We start from the raw sequence: 24,095 nt of genomic DNA on the forward strand, positions 1-24,095 counted from the left end.
TCCGGCTTTTTGTCCCCATCCGTTGCGGCACGGGGTACGCCATACTATTTAGGTGACACATAAAGCGATTCAAGGGCAGTATTTACGCTACGGCCTGCAACAAGTGGATAGATGATGACTGCGCCCAAAATTGACATATACACAAAATTCACTTGTCCCTATTGCCACCGGGCGAAGGCACTGCTTTCGAGCAAAAATGCCACGTTCACAGAGTTTGATATTTCCATGGGCGGCGCCGACAAGGCCGCCATGCTGAAACGTGCGCCGGATGCCCGCACGGTTCCGCAAATTTTTATCGGCGACGTCCATGTTGGCGGCTCGGACGAATTGGCAGCTCTGGAGCGCGCCGGTAAATTAGATGCGCTGCTGGCGGGATAAAGCTGCCGCAAATATGCACCGTATCGCGCTCCTGCAAATGTGCTCCGGCATTGATCCATTGATCAATTGCGCAGCCATTATCGATGCACTCGATCAGGCCAAGGCGGGCGGGGCTAATGTGCTTTTTACTCCGGAAATGAGTCTGTTGCTGGATGCCAACCGGAAACGTGCATCCCGGTTTATTTTTGCCGAACGATCTAACGAGCAGCTGAGGCGATTGCAGACAGCATGCAAGGAAACGGGTGTCTGGCTGGCTTTGGGATCATCGGCAGTCCTAGGCACGGCAGGCCGCGGCACGGCAGGGCTTTTTGCCAACCGGTCATTCGTTATCAACGGCGATGGAGACATAGCCGCGCGATATGACAAGATCCATATGTTCGATGTTGACCTGGCAAGTGGCGAAAGCTGGCGGGAATCAAATGCCTATCAAAACGGCGAAGAGGCGGTGTCATGCGCTACTCCCATTGGGAAGCTGGGCCTAACTATCTGCTATGACATCCGCTTTCCAGCTCTATATCAGGCGCTTGGCGGCCATATGTGCGACGTGTTGGCAATACCGGCAGCATTTACGGTCCCCACCGGCAAGGCACATTGGCACATCATGCAGCGGGCCCGCGCGATAGAGGCAACCGCCTATGTTGTTGCCGCCGCCCAAACGGGTGATCACGCCGATGGCCGCACAACCTATGGGCACAGTCTGGTGGTCGATCCGTGGGGAGATGTGGTCCTTGATATGGGCGCCGAGCCGGGTCTTGCGTTTGCCGATATCGACCACGCCTTGATTGCGGACATCCGGGCGCAATTGCCCAGCCTGGCCAACCGGCGCCCAATTGCCGGGCGCAGCGCATCATGATTGTCTTTGATCTGTCATGCGATGGCGGGCACAGGTTTGAAGGGTGGTTTGGATCTTCAAACGATTTCTCTTCCCAAAGCGAGCGCGGGTTACTGATCTGTCCCGAATGCGGCTCCGCCGGCATCGTCAAGGCACCAATGGCGCCCGCGGTGGCTGCCAAAGGAAACAGTTCTGCAAACATTCGCCGTGATGGTGAGCAGGGCAAACAATCTGATTTGCAAGAAGCGGGCAATAACACCGCGCCATCAGTCAGCAATACCGCCAACGCTTCACTGCCCGAGACGATGATGAAAGTCGTTAAGAAGATCGCTGACATACAGGCAGCCGCGCTTAAAAACAGCAAATGGGTGGGTAAAGACTTTGCTGAAAAATCGCGCGCAATGCATTATGGTGAAGAGAAACCGGCGGCCATTCATGGCGAGGCGACGCCCGAACAGGCTCAGGATTTACGCGATGAGGGTGTATCAGTTTCCCCCCTGCCTCTGCCCGTTGCCCCGCCAAAAGACGTGAACTAATCCGCACACCGCGCGCGCGAGGCAGCGGCGTAATATCCGTGCGGGCGGCTGGACATTATGGCAAATCGGTGCGCCCGACAGGATTCGAACCTGTGGCCCCCAGATTAGGAATCTGATGCTCTATCCGACTGAGCTACGGGCGCTGCCGTGGGCGCATTTAGGGCTGCCATTGCCGCTTTGCAATCTGCTGTCACTTTTTGCTGCGCTTTGCCGCGTTATGCGCTTCACGCCATGATAGAGCGACAAGCCCGGCCGACATGGCAATTGCGAGCGCGGCATTGCCCGTCCAGCCTGCCCATTCATAGGATGCGGTTCCGGCCCAGCTGGCAAAACCCGCGCCAATAAACATGAGCACGATATAGCCCGTCATCAATCTCGTCCGGATATCTGCACCCAAAGCCAGTGACGTCATCCGGCCAGCCACGTCAATGCCCGGTCCCACTGTGTTCATAATGAGTATGGGGATCATCAAAAGCCACAGATTATTGCCGAGCGGGAGAAGCATAACAACGCCGAGCATCTGTACCAATGCCAGCCGGAAACGTGCCTTTTCTGCGCCAACCCGGTCGGCCCATGCCCCGAGCTTTGGTGTGGCGAATATTGCAACGATAGCAAATGCGGCAAGATAACCGACGACATCAACGCCGTACCCCATTTCTGGGCCGGTCAAATGCAACGCAAGCCCGAGCCAAACCGACAGGAATATTCCGAAATTAAGCGCCTGTATGATACCTGATATAAAGACTTGCGGATATTGCCGCAGGAGAGGGAATAGCGATCCTACAAGTCGCAAGTAACCAGTTCTCCGGGCGGACGCTGGGGGCTCGCGGCGACCCTCCATAACAAATGGTAGCAGCAGCGTGGTACCGGCCATAAGGCAGCCTGCAATCACATACACCAGATGCCAGTCAAGATATTGAGCGACGACCCCTGCGCCGGTTCGCGCAATCAGAATACCAAATATCGTTCCAGCAGTCAGAGTCGCGGTGACCGAACCCAGCCGATCTGGCGAAACACGTTTGGAGGCATAGGTAGGCAACAAATACGGAGCGATAGTAAAAAAACCCAATATCGTAGAGCCGGTTAGAAACCCCGCAAAGCTCGTTGCGAACACCATGATGCCAAGACTAACGGTCTGCCCCGCCGAAAACAGAATGGATAAACGCCGATTGCTATACCTGTCCCCCAGTGGCAGCAGCAGGAATATGCCAACAGCCAGAGCGATCTGATTGAGCGCAGGGACGAGCCCGATAGTCGCGGCGTTGACCGAAAAATCATCCGCAACATCAGATATTATCGGGTGGATATAATAAGCATTCGCGACAATCACCCCGCCGACCGCCGCCAGCACAAACTCCTTCCCCCTGCTAAGGTAGGAAGCATTCTCTTCTGTATCGGGCATGGGCAGCTGGAAAGGGGCTCGGCTTAACTGGGTGTACCAGTCGCCAGCGGAACCGCTTCCTTGAACGTATGCGTGACGTAGGGGAATGGGATTTCAATGCCTGCATCATCCAGCGCGCGTTTAATAGCACGGATAACCGCATCCCGGCTCTCATGTCCATCACGAGGCTTTGATCCAGCCCACCAGCGAACCTTAAAATCGACCGAGCTGGAATTGAACTCACAGGCGAAGACATCAACGCCTTTGTCCAAGATTACCGCGTCAACGCTCTCCACCGCCTGGCGTATCACAGCGGCAGCCTCATCCAAATCTGTGTCGTAGGAGACCCCGGCTATTGTCTCATGCCTCCGCTGTTCATCGTCGGTCAGGATTTCGACCGGGTTCTTGAACAGCATGGAATTTGGGACCAGAGTAACTTCACCCGACAGTTTTCGGACATATGTTTCACGCAGAGTGATATGCTCCACTTTGCCGGTAATACCGTCGCATTCGATTACATCACCTATTCGCATTTTCTCGCGCAGCATTATCAACACGCCAGCGAGAAAATTTTCAAATATATCCTGAAATGCAAACCCAATTGCGACCGCACCGATGCCCAGACCTGCAATGAGGCTGGCGGGGGTGAGGCCCGGCATAATAATCGTCAACGCGGCCATCAACCCGAACAGCCAGATACCAAGTTTTACCAAAGTATCAATCAGATTGCGCAGGCTTGGGCGCATCGCCGTTTTGCCGGCCAGACGGTCGGCAAACTTGATAGCGAATTTGGCCAGAATCCAGGTGATAAGCAACACGATGAACGCGATTGCAAGATTTGGCAGGGCACGGATCATGCCGTCACCCATGTCAAAGAGCTGGTCCTGAAGCGTGGCCAGCGTGTTCAGCGTCGTGTCAGTTCTATCACCCGAAGGCGTGGTTGTTTCGGTTTGCATTATATCCCTCTTCTGTTGCCCATAATGCAACAGAAGAGGTGTTGTTCCAATTTACAGCCATTATGTGTTTGCGTGTTCTGCGCGGGCAATTTCATGCAGCCAGTCAGCATGACGCGGTGCCTTTTTGGTCTGAGTCCACTCGTCCAGCATAGGCATGGCCACCCGCTTCAGCTCGGCATAGTGGTCATCGGTGCCAATATCAGCCGCAAGTTCCACGCGGTGACCATTTGGATCAAAGAAATAGATCGATTTAAAAATGCCGTGATGTGTCGGACCCAATACGTCGATACCCAAGCTCTCAATATGCGCTTTGGCGGTCAACAGGGCTTCCTCTGATTCGACGCGAAATGCGAGGTGCTGTACCCACGCCGGGGTGTTCGCGTCACGCCCCATTTCCGGCTGATGCGGCAGTTCAAAAAATGCGAGAATATTGTTATTACCCGCGTCAAGAAAGACATGCATGTAGGGGTCATAGGCACCGGTCGAGGGCACGTGATCCTCTGAAAATGCAGATGTATATTCCATCCCCAGAACGCGCTCATACCAATCGACGGTTTGTTGCGCGTCTTTGCAGCGATAGGCAGCGTGATGAACGCCGCCGAGTTTGATCGGATGTGTGGCCATGATCGTGTCCGGTCCTTTTAATGCTCTAATCGACAGGAAGAGGCGCAACTTCTGCCACTTCTTCGACTTTCTCATCCACTTTCAACGCGCCGCGGCTGATTTGGTCCCGCTCAATACTTTCAAACAAAGCCTTAAAATTGCCCTCACCGAACCCATCATCGCCCTTGCGCTGGATAAATTCGAAAAATACCGGGCCGACTTGCGCTTCTGCGAAGATCTGTAGCAGCAGACGCGGTTGGCCGCCTTCGGTCGTTCCGTCGAGCAGGATGCCGCGCATCTGCAATGCGTTTGCGTCTTCACCGTGTCCAGGCAGGCGCTCGTCCAGCATGTCGTAATATGTTTGAGGAGGGGCCGTCATAAACGGCACGCCAAATTCCTTCAGTCGGTCCCAGCACCCCACCAGATCATCACAGATCAATGCGATATGCTGAATGCCTTCGCCGTTAAATTCGCGCAGGAATTCCTCGATCTGGCCTTTACCGCCTTCGCCTTCTTCATTAAGCGGAATTTTAATCTTGCCGTCAGGCGCAGTCAGCGCCTTGGATGTCAGCCCGGTATATTCGCCTTTGATGTCGAAAAAGCGGATTTCTCTAAAGTTAAACAGCGTTTCGTAATAGTCAGCCCAATACGCCATTCTGCCGGTATACACGTTGTGCGTCAGATGATCGATGACGTTGAACCCAGCACCCACGGGGTATTTTTCCACGCCCGGAAGATACGAAAAATCAATGTCATAGATCGACAGACCGTCGCCGTTCTCATCGGCATAACGATCTACCAGATACAGGATCGCTCCGCCAATTCCGCGGATGGCAGGAATATGTAGTTCCATCGGGCCGGGCTCATTGGCCACCGGCTCTGCGCCTTGCGCAATCAAATGGTCATAGGCTTTGGCCGCGTCTTTAACCCTGAATGCCATCCCGCATGCGCTCGGGCCATGCTCGCGCGCAAAGAACCATGCGGCGGAGCGCGGCTGGTAATTGGCAATCAGATTGATGCCCCCCTGCCGCCAGAGATCAACGTCTTTGCTGCGATGCTTGGCAACCAATGTGAATCCCATAGCGGCAAATACCGGTTCTAACTGACCGCGTTCCGGTGCGCAGAATTCGACAAATTCAAAGCCGTCCAGGCCAGCAGGATTTTCGAACAGATCAGCCATATGTGTCCTCCAAACAAGATATGGTTTCAGTTGTAACCACTTTTGGCGAATTTGCAAGCGCCTCTGGTCGATACGGGTGGACACAATAGCTGCGATTAGGCAATCGGCATGCGGAAGAGGGATTTGCCGGGCACAAGAAAGAAAACGATGCAAGAAACTGACGAACTCGCCGACATTCGCCATGCAGTCCGCGCTCTATGCGAAAAATTTCCCGGTGAGTATTGGCGGGAAAAAGACCGCGACCGCGCGTATCCCGGCGAGTTTGTCGATGCTTTGACTGACGCCGGTTTTCTGGCTGCGCTGATCCCTCAAGAATTTGGTGGCAGCGGGCTCAGCCTTAACGCGGCGGCTGTCATCATGGAGGAAATTCAGGCAGCTGGATGTAATGGCGCGGCGGCTCATGCGCAGATGTATGTGATGAATACACTTCTACGATATGGAAGCGATGAACAGAAACAGGAATATTTGCCAAGAATTGCGGCAGGTGAATTGCGGCTTCAGGCATTTGGTGTGTCAGAGCCAGCGAGCGGTACAGATACGTTGAGTTTGCGGACCTTTGCGGCCAGGGACGGCGATGAGTATGTGATTAATGGTCAGAAAATCTGGACCAGCCGCGCGGAACATTCGGACCTAATGATGTTGCTCGCCCGAACAACCCCGCGCGATCAGGTGGAAAAGAAAACCGAAGGATTATCGCTTTTTCTCGTCAATATGCGCGAGGGCGTTCAAAATGGCATGACCATCAGGCCGGTGCGTACGATGATGAACCATTCAACCACAGAGGTTTTTTTCGATGATATGCGTATTCCCGCCTCCGCTCTGATCGGCGATGAAGGTAAGGGCTTCCGTTATATTCTTTCGGGTATGAATGCGGAACGTATTCTGATTGCTGCTGAATGCATCGGTGATGCAAAATGGTTTATCGATAAAGCATCCGATTATGCCAAAGACCGGCAAGTGTTCGGTAATCCTATTGGCAAAAATCAGGGCGTGCAGTTTCCCATCGCGCGCTGTTATGCGCAGATGCGGGCGGCCGAACTGATGGTCCGTGACGCGGCGCACGCATTTGACCAGGGCGGCAATGCTGGCGAGGAAGCGAATATGGCCAAGATGCTCGCATCCGAAGCCAGTTGGGCGGCTGCTGATATGTGCGTGCAAACGCATGGTGGGTTCGGTTTTGCAGAGGAATATGACGTAGAGCGCAAATTCCGCGAGACCAGGCTTTATATGGTCGCGCCAATATCCACCAACTTGATCCTTAGCTATCTTGCTGAGCATGTGCTCGGATTGCCGCGCTCCTACTAAATTTGCGCCGCAACAGAGAAATAACTGAAAATAATGCTTGAATCGGGGAATCAACTGTGATTCTAAAGAGGCATGAAACGTGAAGGACACACAATTGCTCTGCCAAAAGAGCAATGGACACAAAGGGCGGCCTTGGCTGCACTTTTGATCCTGCTTGTTTTTGCCGTTGCAGGTCCCAGCGGAGCACTGGCGTGGAGCGAAAGCGAACATTTGCTCAAACAGCGTCAACAGCAAATTGCGACTTTACGCGAGGAGCGTGATGCGCTTAGAAATCAGGTTGCTTTGGTACACCCCGATCATGCGGACCCGGATATTGTCGGCGAAAAGCTGCGCCGTGATCTCAACCTTGTCCACCCGGACGAAGTCGTTCTGACACTTCCCAAAACAAGCGAATAAATCGCCTCGCTCTGTGTTTGAGGGGCGGCAAGGATTTCGTATGCAAACGGGTTGCAGACGTTGCACCCATGTGCATTGTGCGCTTATAGGCTGAAGCCTAATATTCAAGATTAATGCGCTGTGCAATGCGCTCAACAGTTGAGGAACTTCCGTTTTGGCAAAAGCAGCCCGGACTCGCAAAGCACCTGCCAAGCAAGCTGATGCTAAAAAAGCCCCCAAGTCCGCAAATTCCCCAGCGAAAACGGAATTTGCGCTTAACAGTTTGCAGGACGCATATTTGGCGGCACCGCATTATGATGCTTCTGACGAGCAACTGCTGAATTTTTACGAACAGATGCTACTCATCCGCCGGTTTGAAGAGAAAGCGGGCCAGCTTTACGGTCTTGGACTGATCGGCGGTTTTTGCCACTTGTATATTGGCCAGGAAGCGGTGGCGATCGGCTTGCAGAGCGCACTCGACAATGACCGGGATAGTGTGATTACCGGGTACCGCGATCACGGCCACATGCTCGCCTACGGCATTGATCCCAACGTCATCATGGCCGAGCTGACCGGCCGGCAGGCTGGTATTTCCAAAGGCAAGGGTGGTTCGATGCACATGTTCTCGACGGAACATAAATTTTACGGCGGTCATGGAATTGTCGGCGCTCAAGTGGCTCTGGGCGGCGGATTGGCGCTTGCGCATCAATATAAAGAAGATGGCGGCTTGTGCCTTGCCTATTTCGGTGACGGGGCGGCAAACCAAGGACAGGTTTACGAAACATTCAATATGGCGGCATTGTGGAACTTGCCCATTGTCTTTGTGATTGAAAATAACGGATATGCAATGGGCACAGCCGTAACCCGCAGCTCTGCGGAAACCGAATTTTACCGGCGGGGTTCTGCTTTCCGTATCCCGGGAATGGATGTCGACGGGATGGATGTACTGGCGGTTCGCTCTGCGGCGGAAGTGGCCTTTAAGCATGTTCGTGATGGCAAGGGCCCCGTGTTAATGGAATTGAATACCTACCGCTATCGCGGCCATTCCATGTCTGACCCGGCAAAATACCGGACCCGTGAAGAGGTTCAGGACAAGCGGGATCATCATGATCCGATTGAACGGATCAAGAAAGCCTTGATTGAACGCGGCAAAACCGAGGATGATCTAAAGGCGATCGATAAAGCTATTCGGGCCAAGGTAGCGGAATCGGCAGATTTTGCAGAAAACTCACCAGAACCGGAACCGGCAGAGCTGTATACCGATATTCTCGTCGAGGAGTACAGCGTATGAGCATAGAGCTGAAAATGCCTGCGCTTTCTCCGACTATGGAAGAAGGCACGCTGGCCAAATGGCTGGTGAAGGAAGGTGATGATATTGCTCCAGGTGATATTCTTGCCGAGATTGAAACCGACAAGGCAACGATGGAATTTGAAGCCATCGACGAAGGTACGGTGGGGAAAATTCTGGTGGCGGAAGGCACCGAGAATGTCGCCGTCGGCACCGTGATTGCGATGTTATCGGGCGAAGATGACGGCGAACATGATGATGCAGCGTCGGCCTCTGCATCAAGGGCTGCCCCGTCTGAAGGCGGTGAAGGCAAGGATGTGGGGCAAGAACCGAGCAAGGCTGAGCTCACCCAGCCGGTGAAAGCCCAAGCGGAGCGTGACCCCGAAATCCCGCATGGTACAAATATGGCGAGCGTGACCGTGCGCGAAGCCTTGCGCGATGCAATGGCCGAAGAAATGCGCCGAGACGAGCGGGTATTTGTGATGGGTGAAGAGGTCGCTGAGTACCAGGGCGCGTATAAGGTAACCCAGGGTCTGCTTGATGAATTCGGCCCGAGGCGGGTTATCGACACGCCGATCACCGAATATGGATTTGCCGGCATTGGTACTGGGGCAGCGATGGGCGGGCTACGCCCGATCGTCGAGTTCATGACGTTTAACTTCGCGATGCAAGCGATTGATCACATCATTAATTCCGCGGCCAAAACCAATTATATGTCGGGCGGACAAATGCGCTGTCCAATCGTTTTTCGCGGGCCAAATGGCGCAGCCAGCCGTGTAGGCGCGCAGCACAGCCAGAATTATGGTCCTTGGTACGCGAGTGTTCCGGGTCTGATCGTGATTGCGCCTTATGATTCATCGGATGCGAAGGGCTTAATGAAAGCTGCGATCCGCTGTGAAGATCCAGTCGTATTTCTCGAGAACGAGCTGGTTTATGGCCGGAATTTTGAACTGCCGGAGTTGGATGACCATGTGCTGCCAATTGGTAAAGCGCGGATCATGCGCGAAGGTAGCGATGTGACGATTGTGAGCTATTCTATCGGAGTGGGGCTTTCGCTGGAGGCAGCCGAAAAACTGGCAGAAGAGGGGATAGAGGCCGAAATCATCGATCTGCGCACTTTGCGACCGCTCGATAAGCCGACGGTTCTGAGCAGCCTCGCCAAGACTAACCGTCTTGTAATAGCGGAAGAAGGATGGCCGACATGCTCCATTGCATCCGAGATTACCGCGATCTGTATGGAAGAGGGCTTCGATCATCTTGATGCACCGGTCCTGCGGGTGTGCAACGAAGACGTGCCGCTTCCCTATGCTGCGAATTTGGAAAAGCTCGCACTGATCAGCACAGACCAGATCGTCGAAGCCGTAAAGAAAGTGTGCTATATTTGATCAGAGTACGGCGCGGCCAGTGTCAGCCACGCGGTTCTGCATCAGGCCCTAAACCCTAGCACCACCATCCCCACGACGGACACCACCGGGTTCTGCTGCCCCCGCCTCCGGAACCGCCTGAACTGGTACTGGTTCCGCCAGAGGTCGAGCTACTCGCGCCGCCAGAGCTGCCGCCGCTAGTGGACGTGCTGCTTGCGCCACCCGAACTGGCTCCGCCAGGGGATTTGCCCCCTCCGCCAGAGGATGCGCCGCCTCCGCCTGATGTACTGCCGCCGCTGGTGGAACCGCCGCCACCTGGAGGAACAGGGTCTGGCGCGTCACTGAACACCCACGACCATCCACCGCTTTTACGCGGTGGCGGGGGCTTTGGCTTGTAAGAATCATAGATATCGCAACGCGCAATCTCTGCTGGAGAACCGGGGTTGCGCTCGTATATTTGCGAGAGATCCCGGTTCGCACGAACCTGAAATGCCGCGCGGCTACGGATAGTACGATCACTGATGAAAGCATCGGTGGCGATGGGTTGATAATCATATTGGATTTCAACAAACATTACTGCATCATTGCGGACGGACTGCACTTCCTCCCCCGCTGGCCCCATGCCTATAAAACTGGGGTCGCCGACTCCGGTGCCCTGATCACCATAGCTGGAAGCAGCAACCTTGCGCCCCTTGCAGCGTTGCCAGGCAATATATTGCTGGTCATCAGCGCTGCCGGGTTCCACTTGCAGGCTGCTGATGAACACCCGTCCGTGTTGATAAAGATCAATCGATTCGCCAGCCTGAATGTCCGATCCCCGCAAAACGTCGTTGAGATCATCTTCATAGATTTTTTGGTTCGAAAGGCTGGATGTATCACCAATACGCGAGGCGTTATCGGCGATGTGCATGGCCACCTGGTTGATCCGCATATGCGTCATGGCCAGATTTGCGGTTTCCAGCCCCCATAGACCCACGGTCAGTACCAGCGGTGTCGCCAGGGCAAATTCGGTTAACGCTGCGGCGCGAGTATCTTTGCGTAAATCCGCAATCAGGTGATTTGGACGGATCATACACAATTCCCTGTCGCAGACCGGTCAACCCCGCCTTCAAATGGCTGGTTACGCAATACTGTGGTCGCGGTTGTCTCGTGATATTCTGAAATTCCGACAAAGGGCGCGATCGGAAAGGCGCGCGGATATTTGATGGTGACGTTGTATAACACAGCATCACGCGCGCCGCCGGACCCCGCCTGGCCCTGGTCTGAGTCCCAAACGCCGTTATTATTAGCATCTTCAAACGGCTCATTATCATTGCACGCGCCATCTTTGTTTACGTCGGTGAAATCCTCTGGTTTCGCGACGGCTGTGAATGTCGCATACGCCTTGCGGTCAAAGGTCAGCGTTGCATCATTGGCAACATCCTTAACCGCGGCAGTTACTGCTGCATCAATCGCCTTTGAGTCGCTTGCTTCCAGCGCCGAGTTACGCGCCGCTTCCTGAACCGCCCCCTGCAGCATCGTGTTGGCGTACATGTTGTAAGAAATGTCAAAAAAGCCCAGCAGCATCATGCACAGCACAGGGGCGATCATGCCGAATTCGACAATCGAAACGCCGTCCTCGTCATCTCGCAGGCTCTTGGTGCGATGCTGGCTCATTTTGACAACCTCAGATTGCCGATCGAACTCGCGATGGTCGCAAACGCGGTATCGAGCTCAGATGCATCACCCGCTTCGAAATATTGTCCTGCAGGTGCGCAATCGAGCATGGCGTTATTGAGCGTTGTGCCAAAAGCGATGACCCAGACAGTGATGTTGCGTTTCTTAATTTCAGAACAAGCCATTCCGAACCGCGCTTCGATGGTATCGGTCAATGACATGGTCGAGGATGGATTCCACCGCCGCTGGTCAAGTCCCTCAACACCATAGGCGCCATAGGCCAGATCATACGCTTCGGTCTGGCTATCTGTCAGGAAAATCAGATGCCGCGCGCGTGGACCGTTCGGCCCATCGCCATTTTCCGATGCGTACAACCCGGTCGGTGAAAGCAGCCGCCCGCCCCAGATCATGCCCAGATCATGATAGGTCGCACCTTCCGGATTTAGGGTGGCTAGAAAATTGTCGACATCGGTATCGGTCATCGGCGCAAGCTTTTGTGCGCGGGCCGGGCAATCCGAAAACCACCACTGGCCGGTTGGCGCAAATGTTCTGACTGACCGCACTGTTCCAGTGGTGAACGTACCCGTGCCATCCTGAAGAAATGACCTTGCAAAGATTGCCGCCGGATTTGACGGCCGCCACTGCGTGTCCGCATTACCGCTAACCGGTACCAGATCGATGTTCAGATCGAGATTCTGGCTGAGGTCGACGCTATCGTAATCGGCAATTTCGGTGGATGCGCGTTCTTCGATGCACCCATTCATTGTTGTACGCCAATTGGAAACATCCGACGTCACTGGCTTATATTCAAATATGGTGGTGAGGACTTCCTCGCTATAGGTGTGCTCTTCAAAACTATCTATCGCGTCAGTAGCATCGCGATACTGAACTTCGCACAAGCCAGTGGATATTTTGTGACGGTACTGTCTACCATTACTGGTACGTTCAAAGTACTTAGTCGTCGTTTCCTCTCCGTTTTTGTCTGTTCCCTTGACGGTTGATAGCAATTTGTCAGTATATGTCAGACTTCCGGCAGGCAGTGCCCTGCGACAATCATAGATATCCTGCGGGCGGGTGCTGCCATCTTCTGATCCCGGTACCCCGGTCCCGGTATATTTGGCAGGATAGGACGATTCCGTGATCCAGCCAGTACGCGTTCCGCCGATCTCGTTTTCGTTCAGTATCTTGGTAACAATTCTCGAACTGTCTCGCGCTACTTCGAGTGTGCGCGATTGGTATGTCCATTGGTCGACCACCCAATCATCTTCCAGCAGGTGGCCGACATTGACATTGGTCGCGTAGGGTACAAAACCGTACCGTATCTCGCTACCTGGTTCTTTTGCCGATTCCAGCTGGGCGTGGAAATTACGCACTACCTGTTTCATACTGTCCATCCGGGACAATGTGTCGCCTGGGTTGGAATGGCGCATTGAACCGGTCACATCCAGTACCATCATAACATCCAGGTCGCTCACACCCAGCAATGCCTGGCAATCTACCGAAATCGGCACCTTATCAAAACCAAAAACCGACATGACGCTGGTGGGAACATCGACCTTAGCATGTCCCGAAATCGCAAAGTCTTTTTCCAGAGTCATGGTAAAGTCGCGGTTTTCGGTTCCGTAATTCCCATTACCGTAATTGAGGTTGAAGAACCGGTAGCCGTCTTTGGCCACTTCTGGTTCAATATTGCCCGATAATGCAGCTTGCGTGCCCAGACTTTTGCGAGCTGCCAACACACCTGCATCACACGCTGCCTGAAGTCGGCTTGCGGCAAGGTACGCGCGTCCCATATCGATACCGCTGCCCACCAGACCAACCAGCGGCAGAATAGCTGCCGCGATAAGGGCAATCGTATTGCCTGACCTGTCATGAGCAAGCCTGACCAGAAAACCCGGCGAAGTCTTTTCGCTTTCGTTTGGTGCTTGCTGTGAAAGTTTTATCCGTTCCATTCATCCGTAAATAATATTTACAGGTTGCATTACAGATAAAGAAATAAGTTAATAACTTCACAATTTGATCGATCGATCTGCATACGGACGGCAGTTTAGAAATCCTTTAACTTTTGGCCCTATGCCCCGGAGCACATCCAAAAGGGGCAAATCGAAATGCCATCGAAACCGACACATCTCAAACCGGCAAAACAAGGCGGCACCGGCTGCCTCAATGTCTTGTACAATACGCGCGGCAATGTGATGCCAATGGCGGCTATTGGCATGATTGCGATGGCCGGTATGGTCGGCGGCGGCGTGGATATTTCACGCGCTTACATGGTGCAGAACCGTCTCCAAAACGCATGCGATTCAGGTGTTCTCGCCGGACGCCGGGCTGTGGACGAGAATGGTTACACAACGACTGCACAAACCCAGGCGGAAGATTATTTCTATACCAATTTCGACCAAAAAATCGAAGGCGCCAAATCAACCACATTCGTGACGACAGCGACAGAGAACAACAACCGTATCGACGGTCTGGCCACCACCAAACTTGATACGGCGGTTATGAGCCTGTTTGGTTTCGACGAGATCGATATTTCTGCCGATTGCACTGCTTCCATGTCCGTCGGCAATAGCGATGTCATGATGGTTTTGGATACCACCGGTTCAATGGTCACTTCTTTGCCAGGCAGCGGGGGCACCCGGATACAGGCGCTTCGTGAAGCGATGAAGGGTTTTTATGATACGGTGGAGACCGCCAGCAGTGGCAGTAATGCGCGTATCCGTTACGGATTTGTGCCGTATAGTTCTTCGATAAATGTCGGCCGCCTGCTATTTAACGAAAACCCGTCTTTCTTGGCCGATTCAGTTACTGTACAATCTCGAGTTCCGCAATATCACGAAGTTGACGTTAAGGAAGTGGCCGGGTGGGAGGATCCCGTCATCCGCTATGATGACTCGACCGGTCCCATTCAGACGAACCCGTGGACAGAATTTAGCGGCCCACACCGAAACCGCAGGGAATGCAATCGCGATGAGCGACCGGCGGATAGCAGCTGGACGCGGTCGGGCTCAAAGACATCAGACACGGTTGAATATAGGGATAGCGCAGGCCGCAAGGTCATCAAGACGTCTGTCACAGAGAACGAAGTTCAAACCCGGTACCGGTGCCGTAGGGCTGGCGGCCGATGGTACGTCGAGTCACAGATACGTGAGCGCCCGAGAATATCGGAAGAATATGCCATCAGCGAACCGGTTTATGTCACGGTAAGAAAAACACAATTTAGTCGTTACAAATATAAGGAAGCCAGCTTTCCAACAACGGCTTACAAATCATTTAGCAGCGCGACCACTTTGACAGGGGATGGCGGTACCAACGAAACTTGGACCTGGAACGGCTGTATTGAGGAGCGTAAAACCGTTGCAGCTGACAAGTTCAGCTGGAGCTCCTTGACGGGCATGAATCCAAGCGGAGCATTGGACCTCGATATCGACGCGGTGCCAGACCCGAGCGATCCTGATACGCAATGGAAGCCTATGTGGGAAGGGATCGCCTATCTCCGAAGGAGCTCCTCATCGGGCTTTAATTGGAGCAGCAGCCCAGAAACAGACTTTGGATATAAGACATTTTCGACATGCCCGCAGGAGGCTCAACTGCTCGATGAAATGACCAAAGTAGATTTCGATACATATGCCGATTCGCTCAGCACCGGGGGAAGCACCTATCATGATTTAGGAATGATCTGGGGTGCGCGATTGGCATCACCAACTGGGATATTTCAGGATAATGTCACCGAAATTCCTGCCAATGGCGGCTCTGTCGCGCGGCATATTATTTTCATGACAGACGGAGATATGTTCCCCAACAATGTGTTGCATACGAGCTATGGTGTCGAACGATATGATCAGCGCGTGACAGGGGATGGATCTTCGAACCAGACCAGCCGGCATACGTCACGATTTTTGGCTGTCTGCCAGGCTACGAAGGCCAAAGGCATTCGGGTTTGGGTTATTGCCTTCGCTTCCAGCTTGACATCTGACCTTGATGAATGCGCGTCTGATGACAGCTCTTTCCTTGCCAGCAATGCAGCGCAGCTGAACGCGGCATTCCAGGAAATCGCCAAGGATGTTGGCGAATTGCGGGTTACGCAATGACCGTATCGCGCGGCCATATCAGCCACGGTTTTCTTCGCCGCTTGCTGGCGGATGAGCGAGGCACCAGTGTGATGGAATTCGGTTTGATGATCACCGTGTTCATGACATTATTGCTTGGTCTGTTTGATCTTGGCCAAATGGCCTATGCCAATGCCATATTAAAAGGCGCGGTGCAGGATGCCGCGCGGTCCTCCTCATTGGAAACATCGAATACGGCAGCTGCCGATATGGAAGTCGCCGCAGCCGTGCGCGCAGTGGCGATCGATGCTGTCGTCAGGTCGAGCCGCGTCAGCTATTTTGATTTTGAGGATGTGGATCGGCCCGAATCCTGGAATGACGAAGACGGCGACGGCATGTGCAATGACGGCGAAGCCTACACGGATGAAAACCGCAATGGCCAGTGGGATGAAGATATCGGTAAAACCGGTAATGGCGGTGCGGGCGATGTTGTTATTTACACCGTAAAAATAGAATATGATCCGCTGTTTCCCAACCCTTTCATTCCCGGCGGTACCAGTAAGCGTGAACTGTCTGCTTCATCTGTGAAGAAGAACCAGCCATTCGCGGACCAGGCCAAATATGGTTCAGACGCAGGGGTATGCGGTGCGTAATTCCTTCGCGAAACTCGCCCGCCCCGGCCGGCTCATACGGCGCTTGCGCAGCAGCCGCAGCGGCGTATCTATGGTAGAATTTGCGCTTGTTCTGCCGGTTCTGCTCACGATGGGCCTTTACGGGACAGAAATTGCCCGGATGGCGACCATCAATATGACGCTCAGTCAAATCGCTTTGTCACTGGCCGATAACGCATCACGGCTGGGGCAAACGGATAATAGCGGTGTCACGCCGACTATTACTGAAGGCAATGTCGATGCGGTTCTCGCCGGGGCAATCCGGGACGGCATCGCGATTGATCTTGAGCGCGAGGGCCGTATTATTTTGAGCAGTCTCGAATATGACGATTTCACAGGGCGGCAATATATTAAATGGCAGCGATGCCGCGGCAACCTCGATGTTGAATCAAATTATGGAAATGACAGTACACTCAATGGCCTGTCGGGCTCACCAATTACCGGAATGGGCCGCGGAACGAAGAAAGTAACGGCGCAATCCGGCATGGCGGTTATGTATGTCGAGATCGAGTACACTTACCGGGCGCTGTTTGAAAATCCATTCGGGTCCGGCGACCGGACTTTGCGCAAAGAAGCGGCGTATCTGATCCGTGATGACCGCAATCTTGCGCCAGGGCTGACCGGTGCAAACAGCAATTCGGAGTGTGAGTAACGCTTAGCACTTGCGTATGCGCGCGGGATATTTCAGCGCATAACCAATGGTCCAAGATGAACTTCCTTTGCCGCAACGTCTGGCCATCGCGCATAGCTCTTTGCCTGTGCGCCAGATTGCCGAGCCATTCTTTAAGTTGGACAACCGGTTGGCTCAATTCGTCAGCCAGTCGAAGGAACAAATCCTTACCCAAATGAGGATTGCATGGTGGCGGGACCAGCTGGGGAAACCGGTTGGTGAGCGGCCGGAGGGCGACCCCGTATTGGATGCATTGTCAGCGCATTGGCAAGGTGAAGAGGCAGCATTGATCGCATTGGTTGATGGTTGGGAAGGGCTGTTGGCAGAGCCTCCATTGCCGCAGGATGCCGCCCGTGACTTTGCCGAGGGGCGCAGCGAATGCTTTGCTGCCATAGCCCGCTTAAGCGGCGCCGCCGAATTTGCACACTGCGCACGAAATGCAGGCATTCGCTGGGCATATGCTGATCTGGTTTCACGCATGAGTAATATTCAGGAGGCCAGCTTCGTTTTATCAAACGCAAGCATCCCGGATCACTATGAAGACCAATTGCCGTATAAGTTGCGCGCTTTGCTTATCCTCAGCAGATTGGCCGATAAAGCTTTATCTAAGACAGGCGGCCCGCTTATTGAAGGCCGCTCTGATATTATTGCTGTGATGAGGGTTGGATTGTTGGGGCGATAGTATAGTCTCCTGTACTTGATCAGGAGCAGAGTATGAACCGTATTCTCTTGGGCGGATTATTGACCTTATTGGCGGTCGGGCTGGGCATGTTCTGGTGGCAGGGTAGGGCGCAAGTGGAGGAGGCCGCTCCGCCGCCAATTCTGGAGGAGGTCGTGGCAGAGGATGCCGGGCCGGACATTCCTGTGGCGGATGAAACCGATATGGTCGGCCCGTCTCCGCCCGAAGCCACCGAATTGTCGCGCGAAGAGCGCCGGTTCTTCCGTTATGATCGCAACCGGGACCGTTCCATTTCACGCAACGAAATGTTATCGACCCGCAGCGCGGCGTTTCGTAAATTGGACAAGGACGGCAATAATCTGCTGACTTTTGAGGAATGGGCGGTGGCGACCGCAACCCGCTTTGACAAGGCTGATACCGATAACAATAAGGAACTGACACCGCAGGAGTTTGCGACCACCCGGCCAAAACGCCGAGCGCCCAAACCGGCCTGTAGGTGCTGATTTCTTATGCCGGAACGGCTCCTGCATCTTTGAGCCAAGCGCCGAAATCTGCCTTGCCGCGATTGGTGTAGGCTTCTTTGCGCTGTTTCTTTTTCACATCGTGCATCGGCGGGAACAGTCCAAAGTTCACATTCATCGGCTGATAGGTATCCGCTTCAGCATCGCCAGTGATATGCGACAACAGCGCGCCCATTGCACTGGTCGCGGGCGGCGGTGTCCAACTTTCTCCGGCCAGTTCAGCCGCAGCCATCATTCCGGTAAGCAGGCCGACAGTGGCACTCTCAACATAGCCCTCGCAACCGGTAATCTGGCCTGCGAAGCGAATATGTGAAGCATCCTTCAGGCGCAGTTGCCGGTCAAGAACCAGCGGCGAATTGAGGAAAGTATTGCGGTGCATCCCGCCCAGCCGCGCAAATTCGGCATGTTGTAAACCGGGGATAGTACGCAGCAAGTCCACCTGCGCGCCATATTTCATCTTGGTCTGAAAGCCCACCATGTTCCACAATGTGCCCAGCTTGTTATCCTGACGCAGTTGGACGACGGCATGGGCCCAGCGGCCTTGCGGAAATTCCGGGGTACGGTCATGCGGATTGTCCAGGCCCACAGGCTTCATCGGGCCATAACGCAGCGTATCAATTCCGCGCGCGGCCATAACCTCAATTGGCATACACGCCTCAAAATACGGCGTGTTTTCTTCCCATTCTTTAAATTCTGTTTTCTCGGCATCCAGCAAACCCTGATGGAAAACCTCATATTGCGCTTTGTCCATTGCGCAGTTGATATAGTCATTACCGCTGCTTCCACCGCCCGCCGACGGCTTGTCCCATCGCGACTGGAACCAGCATATATCCATATCGATGCTATCCCGGTGGACGATTGGTGCAATGGCGTCAAAAAATGCGAGCCGGTCCTGACCGGTTGCTTTTACGATGCTGTCTGCCAGCGATCGGGCCGTCAAGGGGCCTGTCGCGACAATGGTTGGACCGCGTTCGGGCAGGGCATCGATACGCTCGCGGACGATTTCCACATTTGGATGGTCTTGCAGCGCCTGTTCGACCTCTCGGGAGAATACATCGCGGTCCACCGCCATAGCCGATCCGGCCGGCACGCGGGCGACTTCCCCGGCGCGCATGATGAGCGAGTCCAGACGGCGCATTTCGTGATGGAGCAGGCCCACTGCATTGCGTTCATCATCATCAGACCGGAAAGAATTGGAGCAGACCATTTCGGCTAAGCCATCGGTCTGGTGCGCTGCGGTCAATTCCCCGCCGCGCTCTGCCGGGGCGCCGCGCATTTCGGATATGCGGACGGAATAGCCGCGCCGCGCCAACTGCCAAGCGGCTTCACTGCCCGCGAGCCCACCGCCGATAATGTGAACATCGTACTCGGCGGAATGATTGTCTGTATGGTTTGCCATCACAAAATCGGATAGCAGGTAAAGCCCGCGGGACAAGATGGCTACCTGCGCGCATATATAATTTTGAAGGGCGACTTACAGCATATGGTGAAACGGGCTTTGACAGAAAAGCGCCCTTGGCTGCTTACGAGCGTGGCGGCCGCTGCCGCGTTTTTCATTCTCGACGGCCAACCAATCGGCGGGGTCTGGTTACTCCTTCTGAAAGGCGCAGCTGCTGCGCTGCTGTCTGTATATGCCTGGCAGCGCCACAGAAGCACCGATGCCAAGCTGCTCGCGCTGGTGATGGCGTTTTCTGCTGCTGGAGATATGTTGATGGAGTTAAGCCTGGTGCAGGGCGGGGCGGCGTTTTTTCTGGCTCATATCGCCGCGATAATTCTGTATTTGCGTAATCGGCGGCATGATGCAGCTTTCAGCCAGAAAGCTGCGGCGGCGGCGTTGTTGATCCTCACGCCGTGGGTATGTTGGTTATTATCTGAAGATATCGTCATTGCATTTTACGGTGCGGGTCTGGGCGCAATGGCTGCGGCTGCTTGGACAAGCCGGTTCTCGCGGTACCGTGTCGGCATCGGCGCCTTGTTATTTGTCATCTCTGATTGGCTGATCTTTGCAGGTTCCGGTGCATATTCAGATTATGCAATCCTTGGCGATCTGGTCTGGCCAATATATTATCTTGGGCAATTCCTGATCGCGACCGGAGTTATCCAGACGTTGCGCAAGGAATTGGAGGCGGCGGCCTAAAATGCTGCGTGTGCGATAAGATGCCGGTCGTGCTGAGGCCGCTCATATCTACGCGTTGACGGATGCACCATCAAGCTTTTGCGCCACATAGCGCCCGTGCCAGGCCGTCACTATTGCGCCAGACGCCATCGCCACGTCTTTCATATGCGAAGGGATCAACCAGCTACGCCATATTCTCTGCTTGATCGGCCAACGCAAAGTCGCCGCCCTGTGGAGGGCAATCCACCGCGGCAAGGCGCGCGTTTGCTCTCAGGTATCTTAAAAACACCATCACTACACCTTTTATCGGCCACTCATTGCCTGAGAACTGATCCGGGGAAAGCACGGTGTCGTGAGCGAGCCGGACGTGCCGGCCTATAGTGGCCCTTCTGCAATCGGGAAAAGATGACGGATCACCCCTGGCGAAGCGGGCGCCGCTGCGGCCAATGGAGGGAGGGAGCTTCATCGTGCTTAATGCGGATCATTATTCATATCGCTATCCGATTGCGGCGGTGTATGCGGTACCGTTTCATCAGCGTCTTTGCCGATAATCTCCTCAACGATTGCCTCTTCAGCATCGTTTTCGGGCGTCTCATCCTCATCAAGCTTCGCCACGCTGACGATTTTTTCCTTATCGGCGACATTGAACAAGCGTACACCGGCGCTTGATCGCCCGATTACCCGCAATGTATCCAGCGATATCCTGATGAGTTTGGCCTGATCGGTAACCAGCAGGAGCTGATCCGACTTGGTAGCGGTAAAGCTTGCCACAACCGGCCCGTTGCGTTTGATATTGTCGATATTGGTAATACCCATCCCCCCGCGGCCAGCGCGGCGATATTCGTAAGCGGAGGAGATTTTGCCATAACCATTGGCACATACAGTCAGAATAAACTGCTCGGCTTCGGCCATCTCGGCATGATCTGCTGACAATTCAGATGCTTCATCATCTGCTTTCCACGGTGCAACTTTAAGATAGGCATCGCGCTCTTCCGGGGTTGCGCTGCCGCCATGCAGGATGGATAGCGATACGATGCGGTCATCATCTTTCAATTTCATGCCGCGCACACCGGTAGAGGTCCGGCTCTGAAACTCGCGCACGTCCTCACCGCCAAAACGGATCGCTTTACCCAGCCGGGTTGCCAGCAACACGTCATCACCCGCTTCGAGCAATCCGACACCGATCAGCTTATCGTCGCTCCCGTCATCAAATTTCATCGCGAATTTACCGTTGGACGGGATATTGGTGAAGGACCCCATGCTGTTACGGCGGACATTGCCCATTGCAGTCGCGAATACGACGGTTAGGGACTCCCAGCTTTGTTCATCTTCTGGAAGGGGCAGAACAGTGCGGATTGTCTCGCCATCATCAAGGGCCGGGAGCAAATTAATGATGGGACGGCCACGAGTTGTTGGGCCGCCTTCAGGCAGCTTCCACACTTTCAACCGGTAGACTTTGCCCGATGTTGAGAAAAACAGCACCGGATTATGCGTGCTGGTCACGAACATTTCGCTCACCGCGTCCTCTTCCTTGGTCGCCATGCCGGCGCGCCCTTTACCGCCGCGATTTTGCGCACGGAATGCAGAGAGCGGAGTGCGTTTGATGTACCCGTCGAGCGTGACGGTAACGACCATTTCATCACGCTCGATCAGATCTTCATCGTCCAGACCATCCCAAGCGGGCGCAATCTCGGCGACGCGCGGAGTGGCATAGGCATCCCGGATTTCGACCAGCTCTTCGCGCATGATGCTGTAGAGCTTCACCCGGTCGGCAAGAATGGAGAGAAATTCAGCAATGGCATCAGCCAAAACTTTCAGTTCGTCACCAATTTCATCGCGGCCCAGTGCCGTAAGGCGGTGCAGACGCAGCTCTAAAATCGCTTTCACCTGCCGTTCGGAGAGCCGGTAAGTGCCGCTGGATTGCTCAGCGTCAGGCTCAATCGCTTCTACCAGCCGGATATATTGCGCAATGTCGCCGATTGGCCATTCCTTGGCGCGCAATCTGGCCCGCGCTTCCGCTGGGTTGGGCGCGCTGCGGATCATTGCAACAACTTCATCCAGATTGGAAACTGCGACAACCAGCCCGAGCAATATATGCGCACGGTCGCGGGCCTTGTTCAGTTCAAACTTGGTTCGCCGGGTAATAACCTCTTCACGGAATTGGATGAACGCCTGAATAATATCGCGCAGCGACAGCACTTCGGGGCGACCACCGCGAATGGCAAGCATATTGGCCGGGAAACTGGACTGGGCAGGGGTGTGCCGCCAAATCTGGTTCAGGACAACCTCGGCAGTGGCGTCTCGCTTGAGGTCGATAACGACACGGACACCCATCCGGCTGGACTCGTCGCGAATATCGGCGACGCCCTCAATCCGTTTCTCCTTCGCAGCGTCGGCAAGCTTTTCAACCAGCCCGGATTTGCCCACTTGATAGGGGATTGATGTCAGAATAATTGACTCGCGATCCCCGCGTTTGGTCTCAATCTCGTGGCGGCAGCGTTGCAAAATTGAACCGCGCCCTGTGGTGTATGCCGACCGCGCACCGGCGTTACCGAGAATAATTGGCGCAGTAGGAAAATCGGGGCCTGGGATAATCTCAAACAGTTCTTCGGAACTCATCTCTGGCCGCTCAATAAACGCCAGACAGCCATTGATTACCTCGCCAAGATTATGTGGCGGTACATTGGTCGCCATACCCACCGCAATACCGCCAGCACCATTGACCAGCAGATTGGGAAAGCGTGCCGGAAGCACATTCGGCTCAGTCGTCGAACCATCATAGTTCTCGACAAAATCGACTGTGTCCTTGTCCAGATCATCGAGCAGAGAATTGGCCACCTTGGCCAACCGCGCTTCTGTATACCGCATGGAGGCTGGCGGATCGGGATCCATCGAACCAAAGTTACCCTGGCCGTCGACCAGCGGTACCCGCAGCGACCAATCTTGTGTCATCCGCGCCAGCGCATCATAGATGGCGCTGTCACCATGCGGATGGTAATTACCCATTACATCGCCGACGATCTTGGCCGATTTGCGGTAAGGGCGGCCCGCGACGAAGCCCCCTTCCTGACTGGCGTAAAGAATTCGGCGGTGAACCGGTTTCAGACCGTCGCGCACGTCGGGCAGAGCCCGGCTGACGATCACGCTCATCGCGTAGTCGAGATAGCTGGTCTTCATTTCATCGACGATATCGATGCGGCCATAATGTTCAGATGGGGAAGGCGGTGTCAGAGTTTCTGAATCGTCGCTCAAGGGATATCTTCTTTATAACGTCCGGATGCAATGATCGGTGTTTTACGCTTACGCCAAGGCGTAAGAGTGCACCACTCGAAACATGCAAATACGGGCCGTAATCCGGTGGTTTTCCACACCTCGCTGGCAATATCTCACCTATGTGGCCGCAGACGTTGCAGCCGCAATGTTCAAAGTGCGTTCAGGGCAATGCGCATAACAATAATGGCAATATGGAACGCGAACCATCAGTTGCGCGTTTCTATGCCGTATTCGTGCCAAACAGGCTCAGTTGAACATTATT

The 24,095-nt window shown here is 54.3% G+C and carries 22 protein-coding genes and 1 tRNA gene; 13 read left to right on the forward strand and 10 right to left on the reverse strand.

What is annotated here, in order from left to right:
• Positions 1-114: 114 nt before the first annotated feature.
• The 3 genes from grxC to WA922_RS10500 are packed head-to-tail and all read left to right on the forward strand — an operon-like array spanning position 115 to position 1,746.
• Positions 115-378 carry a glutaredoxin 3 gene (gene grxC, locus WA922_RS10490; RefSeq protein ID WP_424771785.1) on the forward strand — a complete coding sequence of 88 codons (264 nt, stop codon included), beginning with the start codon at positions 115-117 and terminating at the stop codon, positions 376-378.
• Positions 379-391: 13 nt separating this feature from the next.
• Positions 392-1,231: a carbon-nitrogen hydrolase family protein gene (locus WA922_RS10495; protein ID WP_424771650.1), complete on the forward strand. Its 840-nt coding sequence runs from the start codon at positions 392-394 to the stop codon at positions 1,229-1,231.
• Entirely contained in the window at positions 1,228-1,746 is a 519-nt protein-coding gene (locus tag WA922_RS10500; protein WP_424771651.1) for a DUF1178 family protein, read from the forward strand. The genes WA922_RS10495 and WA922_RS10500 overlap by 4 nt, the downstream gene beginning before the upstream one ends.
• A gap of 69 nt (positions 1,747-1,815) precedes the next feature.
• Here WA922_RS10500 and WA922_RS10505 read toward each other — a convergent pair.
• From WA922_RS10505 to hppD, 5 genes are all read right to left on the reverse strand, one after another.
• Positions 1,816-1,889: transfer RNA gene (locus WA922_RS10505), tRNA-Arg, on the reverse strand.
• A 47-nt stretch (positions 1,890-1,936) separates the two neighbouring features.
• On the reverse strand, positions 1,937-3,148 hold the full coding sequence (locus WA922_RS10510; RefSeq protein WP_424771652.1) for an MFS transporter: 1,212 nt from the start codon (positions 3,146-3,148) through the stop codon (positions 1,937-1,939).
• 23 nt (positions 3,149-3,171) lie between these two features.
• Positions 3,172-4,083, reverse strand: coding sequence for a mechanosensitive ion channel family protein (locus WA922_RS10515; protein WP_424771653.1), 912 nt, complete (start codon positions 4,081-4,083; stop codon positions 3,172-3,174).
• Positions 4,084-4,143: 60 nt separating this feature from the next.
• Entirely contained in the window at positions 4,144-4,707 is a 564-nt protein-coding gene (locus tag WA922_RS10520; protein ID WP_424771654.1) for a VOC family protein, read from the reverse strand.
• Positions 4,708-4,732: 25 nt separating this feature from the next.
• Positions 4,733-5,866: a 4-hydroxyphenylpyruvate dioxygenase gene (gene hppD, locus WA922_RS10525; protein WP_424771655.1), complete on the reverse strand. Its 1,134-nt coding sequence runs from the start codon at positions 5,864-5,866 to the stop codon at positions 4,733-4,735.
• A 147-nt stretch (positions 5,867-6,013) separates the two neighbouring features.
• Between hppD and WA922_RS10530 the strand changes: the two genes are divergently transcribed.
• The 4 genes from WA922_RS10530 (at position 6,014) to WA922_RS10545 (ending at position 10,219) form a co-directional block, all read left to right on the forward strand.
• Positions 6,014-7,171: an acyl-CoA dehydrogenase family protein gene (locus tag WA922_RS10530; protein ID WP_424771656.1), complete on the forward strand. Its 1,158-nt coding sequence runs from the start codon at positions 6,014-6,016 to the stop codon at positions 7,169-7,171.
• A gap of 72 nt (positions 7,172-7,243) precedes the next feature.
• Positions 7,244-7,567 carry an FtsB family cell division protein gene (locus tag WA922_RS10535; RefSeq protein WP_424771657.1) on the forward strand — a complete coding sequence of 108 codons (324 nt, stop codon included), beginning with the start codon at positions 7,244-7,246 and terminating at the stop codon, positions 7,565-7,567.
• Positions 7,568-7,721: 154 nt separating this feature from the next.
• Positions 7,722-8,837, forward strand: coding sequence for a pyruvate dehydrogenase (acetyl-transferring) E1 component subunit alpha (gene pdhA, locus WA922_RS10540; RefSeq protein WP_424771658.1), 1,116 nt, complete (start codon positions 7,722-7,724; stop codon positions 8,835-8,837).
• Positions 8,834-10,219, forward strand: coding sequence for a pyruvate dehydrogenase complex E1 component subunit beta (locus WA922_RS10545; protein WP_424771659.1), 1,386 nt, complete (start codon positions 8,834-8,836; stop codon positions 10,217-10,219). The genes pdhA and WA922_RS10545 overlap by 4 nt, the downstream gene beginning before the upstream one ends.
• Before the next feature lie 55 nt (positions 10,220-10,274).
• Here the strand turns inward: WA922_RS10545 and WA922_RS10550 are convergent, their stop codons facing one another.
• Genes WA922_RS10550 through WA922_RS10560 form a run of 3 tightly spaced genes read right to left on the reverse strand, consistent with a single transcriptional unit; the run spans position 10,275 to position 13,806 of the window.
• Positions 10,275-11,270 carry a TadE/TadG family type IV pilus assembly protein gene (locus tag WA922_RS10550; RefSeq protein WP_424771660.1) on the reverse strand — a complete coding sequence of 332 codons (996 nt, stop codon included), beginning with the start codon at positions 11,268-11,270 and terminating at the stop codon, positions 10,275-10,277.
• Entirely contained in the window at positions 11,267-11,854 is a 588-nt protein-coding gene (locus tag WA922_RS10555; protein ID WP_424771661.1) for a TadE/TadG family type IV pilus assembly protein, read from the reverse strand. The genes WA922_RS10550 and WA922_RS10555 overlap by 4 nt, the downstream gene beginning before the upstream one ends.
• Complete coding sequence (locus WA922_RS10560) at positions 11,851-13,806, reverse strand: Tad domain-containing protein (RefSeq protein ID WP_424771662.1); 1,956 nt, start codon at positions 13,804-13,806, stop codon at positions 11,851-11,853. Before WA922_RS10560 ends, WA922_RS10555 begins: the two co-directional genes overlap by 4 nt.
• A gap of 156 nt (positions 13,807-13,962) precedes the next feature.
• Between WA922_RS10560 and WA922_RS10565 the strand changes: the two genes are divergently transcribed.
• The 5 genes from WA922_RS10565 (at position 13,963) to WA922_RS10585 (ending at position 18,426) form a co-directional block, all read left to right on the forward strand.
• The gene (locus tag WA922_RS10565; RefSeq protein WP_424771663.1) at positions 13,963-15,945 is read left to right on the forward strand and encodes a TadE/TadG family type IV pilus assembly protein; all 1,983 of its coding nucleotides are present in this window, start codon (positions 13,963-13,965) and stop codon (positions 15,943-15,945) included.
• The gene (locus tag WA922_RS10570) at positions 15,942-16,556 is read left to right on the forward strand and encodes a TadE/TadG family type IV pilus assembly protein (protein ID WP_424771664.1); all 615 of its coding nucleotides are present in this window, start codon (positions 15,942-15,944) and stop codon (positions 16,554-16,556) included. The genes WA922_RS10565 and WA922_RS10570 overlap by 4 nt, the downstream gene beginning before the upstream one ends.
• The gene (locus WA922_RS10575) at positions 16,549-17,226 is read left to right on the forward strand and encodes a TadE/TadG family type IV pilus assembly protein (RefSeq protein WP_424771665.1); all 678 of its coding nucleotides are present in this window, start codon (positions 16,549-16,551) and stop codon (positions 17,224-17,226) included. Before WA922_RS10570 ends, WA922_RS10575 begins: the two co-directional genes overlap by 8 nt.
• A gap of 106 nt (positions 17,227-17,332) precedes the next feature.
• Positions 17,333-17,926 (forward strand): hypothetical protein, encoded by a 594-nt coding sequence (locus WA922_RS10580; protein WP_424771666.1) that lies wholly within the window; start codon positions 17,333-17,335, stop codon positions 17,924-17,926.
• Positions 17,927-17,958: 32 nt separating this feature from the next.
• Positions 17,959-18,426, forward strand: a complete 468-nt coding sequence (locus WA922_RS10585) for a hypothetical protein (protein WP_424771667.1) — start codon at positions 17,959-17,961, stop codon at positions 18,424-18,426.
• 4 nt (positions 18,427-18,430) lie between these two features.
• Here the strand turns inward: WA922_RS10585 and trmFO are convergent, their stop codons facing one another.
• On the reverse strand, positions 18,431-19,843 hold the full coding sequence (gene trmFO / locus WA922_RS10590; protein WP_424771668.1) for a methylenetetrahydrofolate--tRNA-(uracil(54)-C(5))-methyltransferase (FADH(2)-oxidizing) TrmFO: 1,413 nt from the start codon (positions 19,841-19,843) through the stop codon (positions 18,431-18,433).
• 84 nt (positions 19,844-19,927) lie between these two features.
• Here trmFO and WA922_RS10595 point away from each other — a divergent pair, with 84 nt between their 5' ends.
• A complete protein-coding gene (locus WA922_RS10595) occupies positions 19,928-20,581 on the forward strand; it encodes a lysoplasmalogenase family protein (RefSeq protein ID WP_424771669.1) in 654 nt (217 codons plus the stop codon).
• A gap of 450 nt (positions 20,582-21,031) precedes the next feature.
• Here WA922_RS10595 and gyrA read toward each other — a convergent pair whose 3' ends face one another.
• Positions 21,032-23,812: a DNA gyrase subunit A gene (gyrA, locus tag WA922_RS10600; protein ID WP_424771670.1), complete on the reverse strand. Its 2,781-nt coding sequence runs from the start codon at positions 23,810-23,812 to the stop codon at positions 21,032-21,034.
• Between the last annotated feature and the right edge of the window lie 283 nt (positions 23,813-24,095).

The sequence above is a fragment of the Pontixanthobacter sp. genome, from assembly GCF_049682855.1.
Taxonomy (GTDB): Bacteria; Pseudomonadota; Alphaproteobacteria; order Sphingomonadales; family Sphingomonadaceae; genus Pontixanthobacter.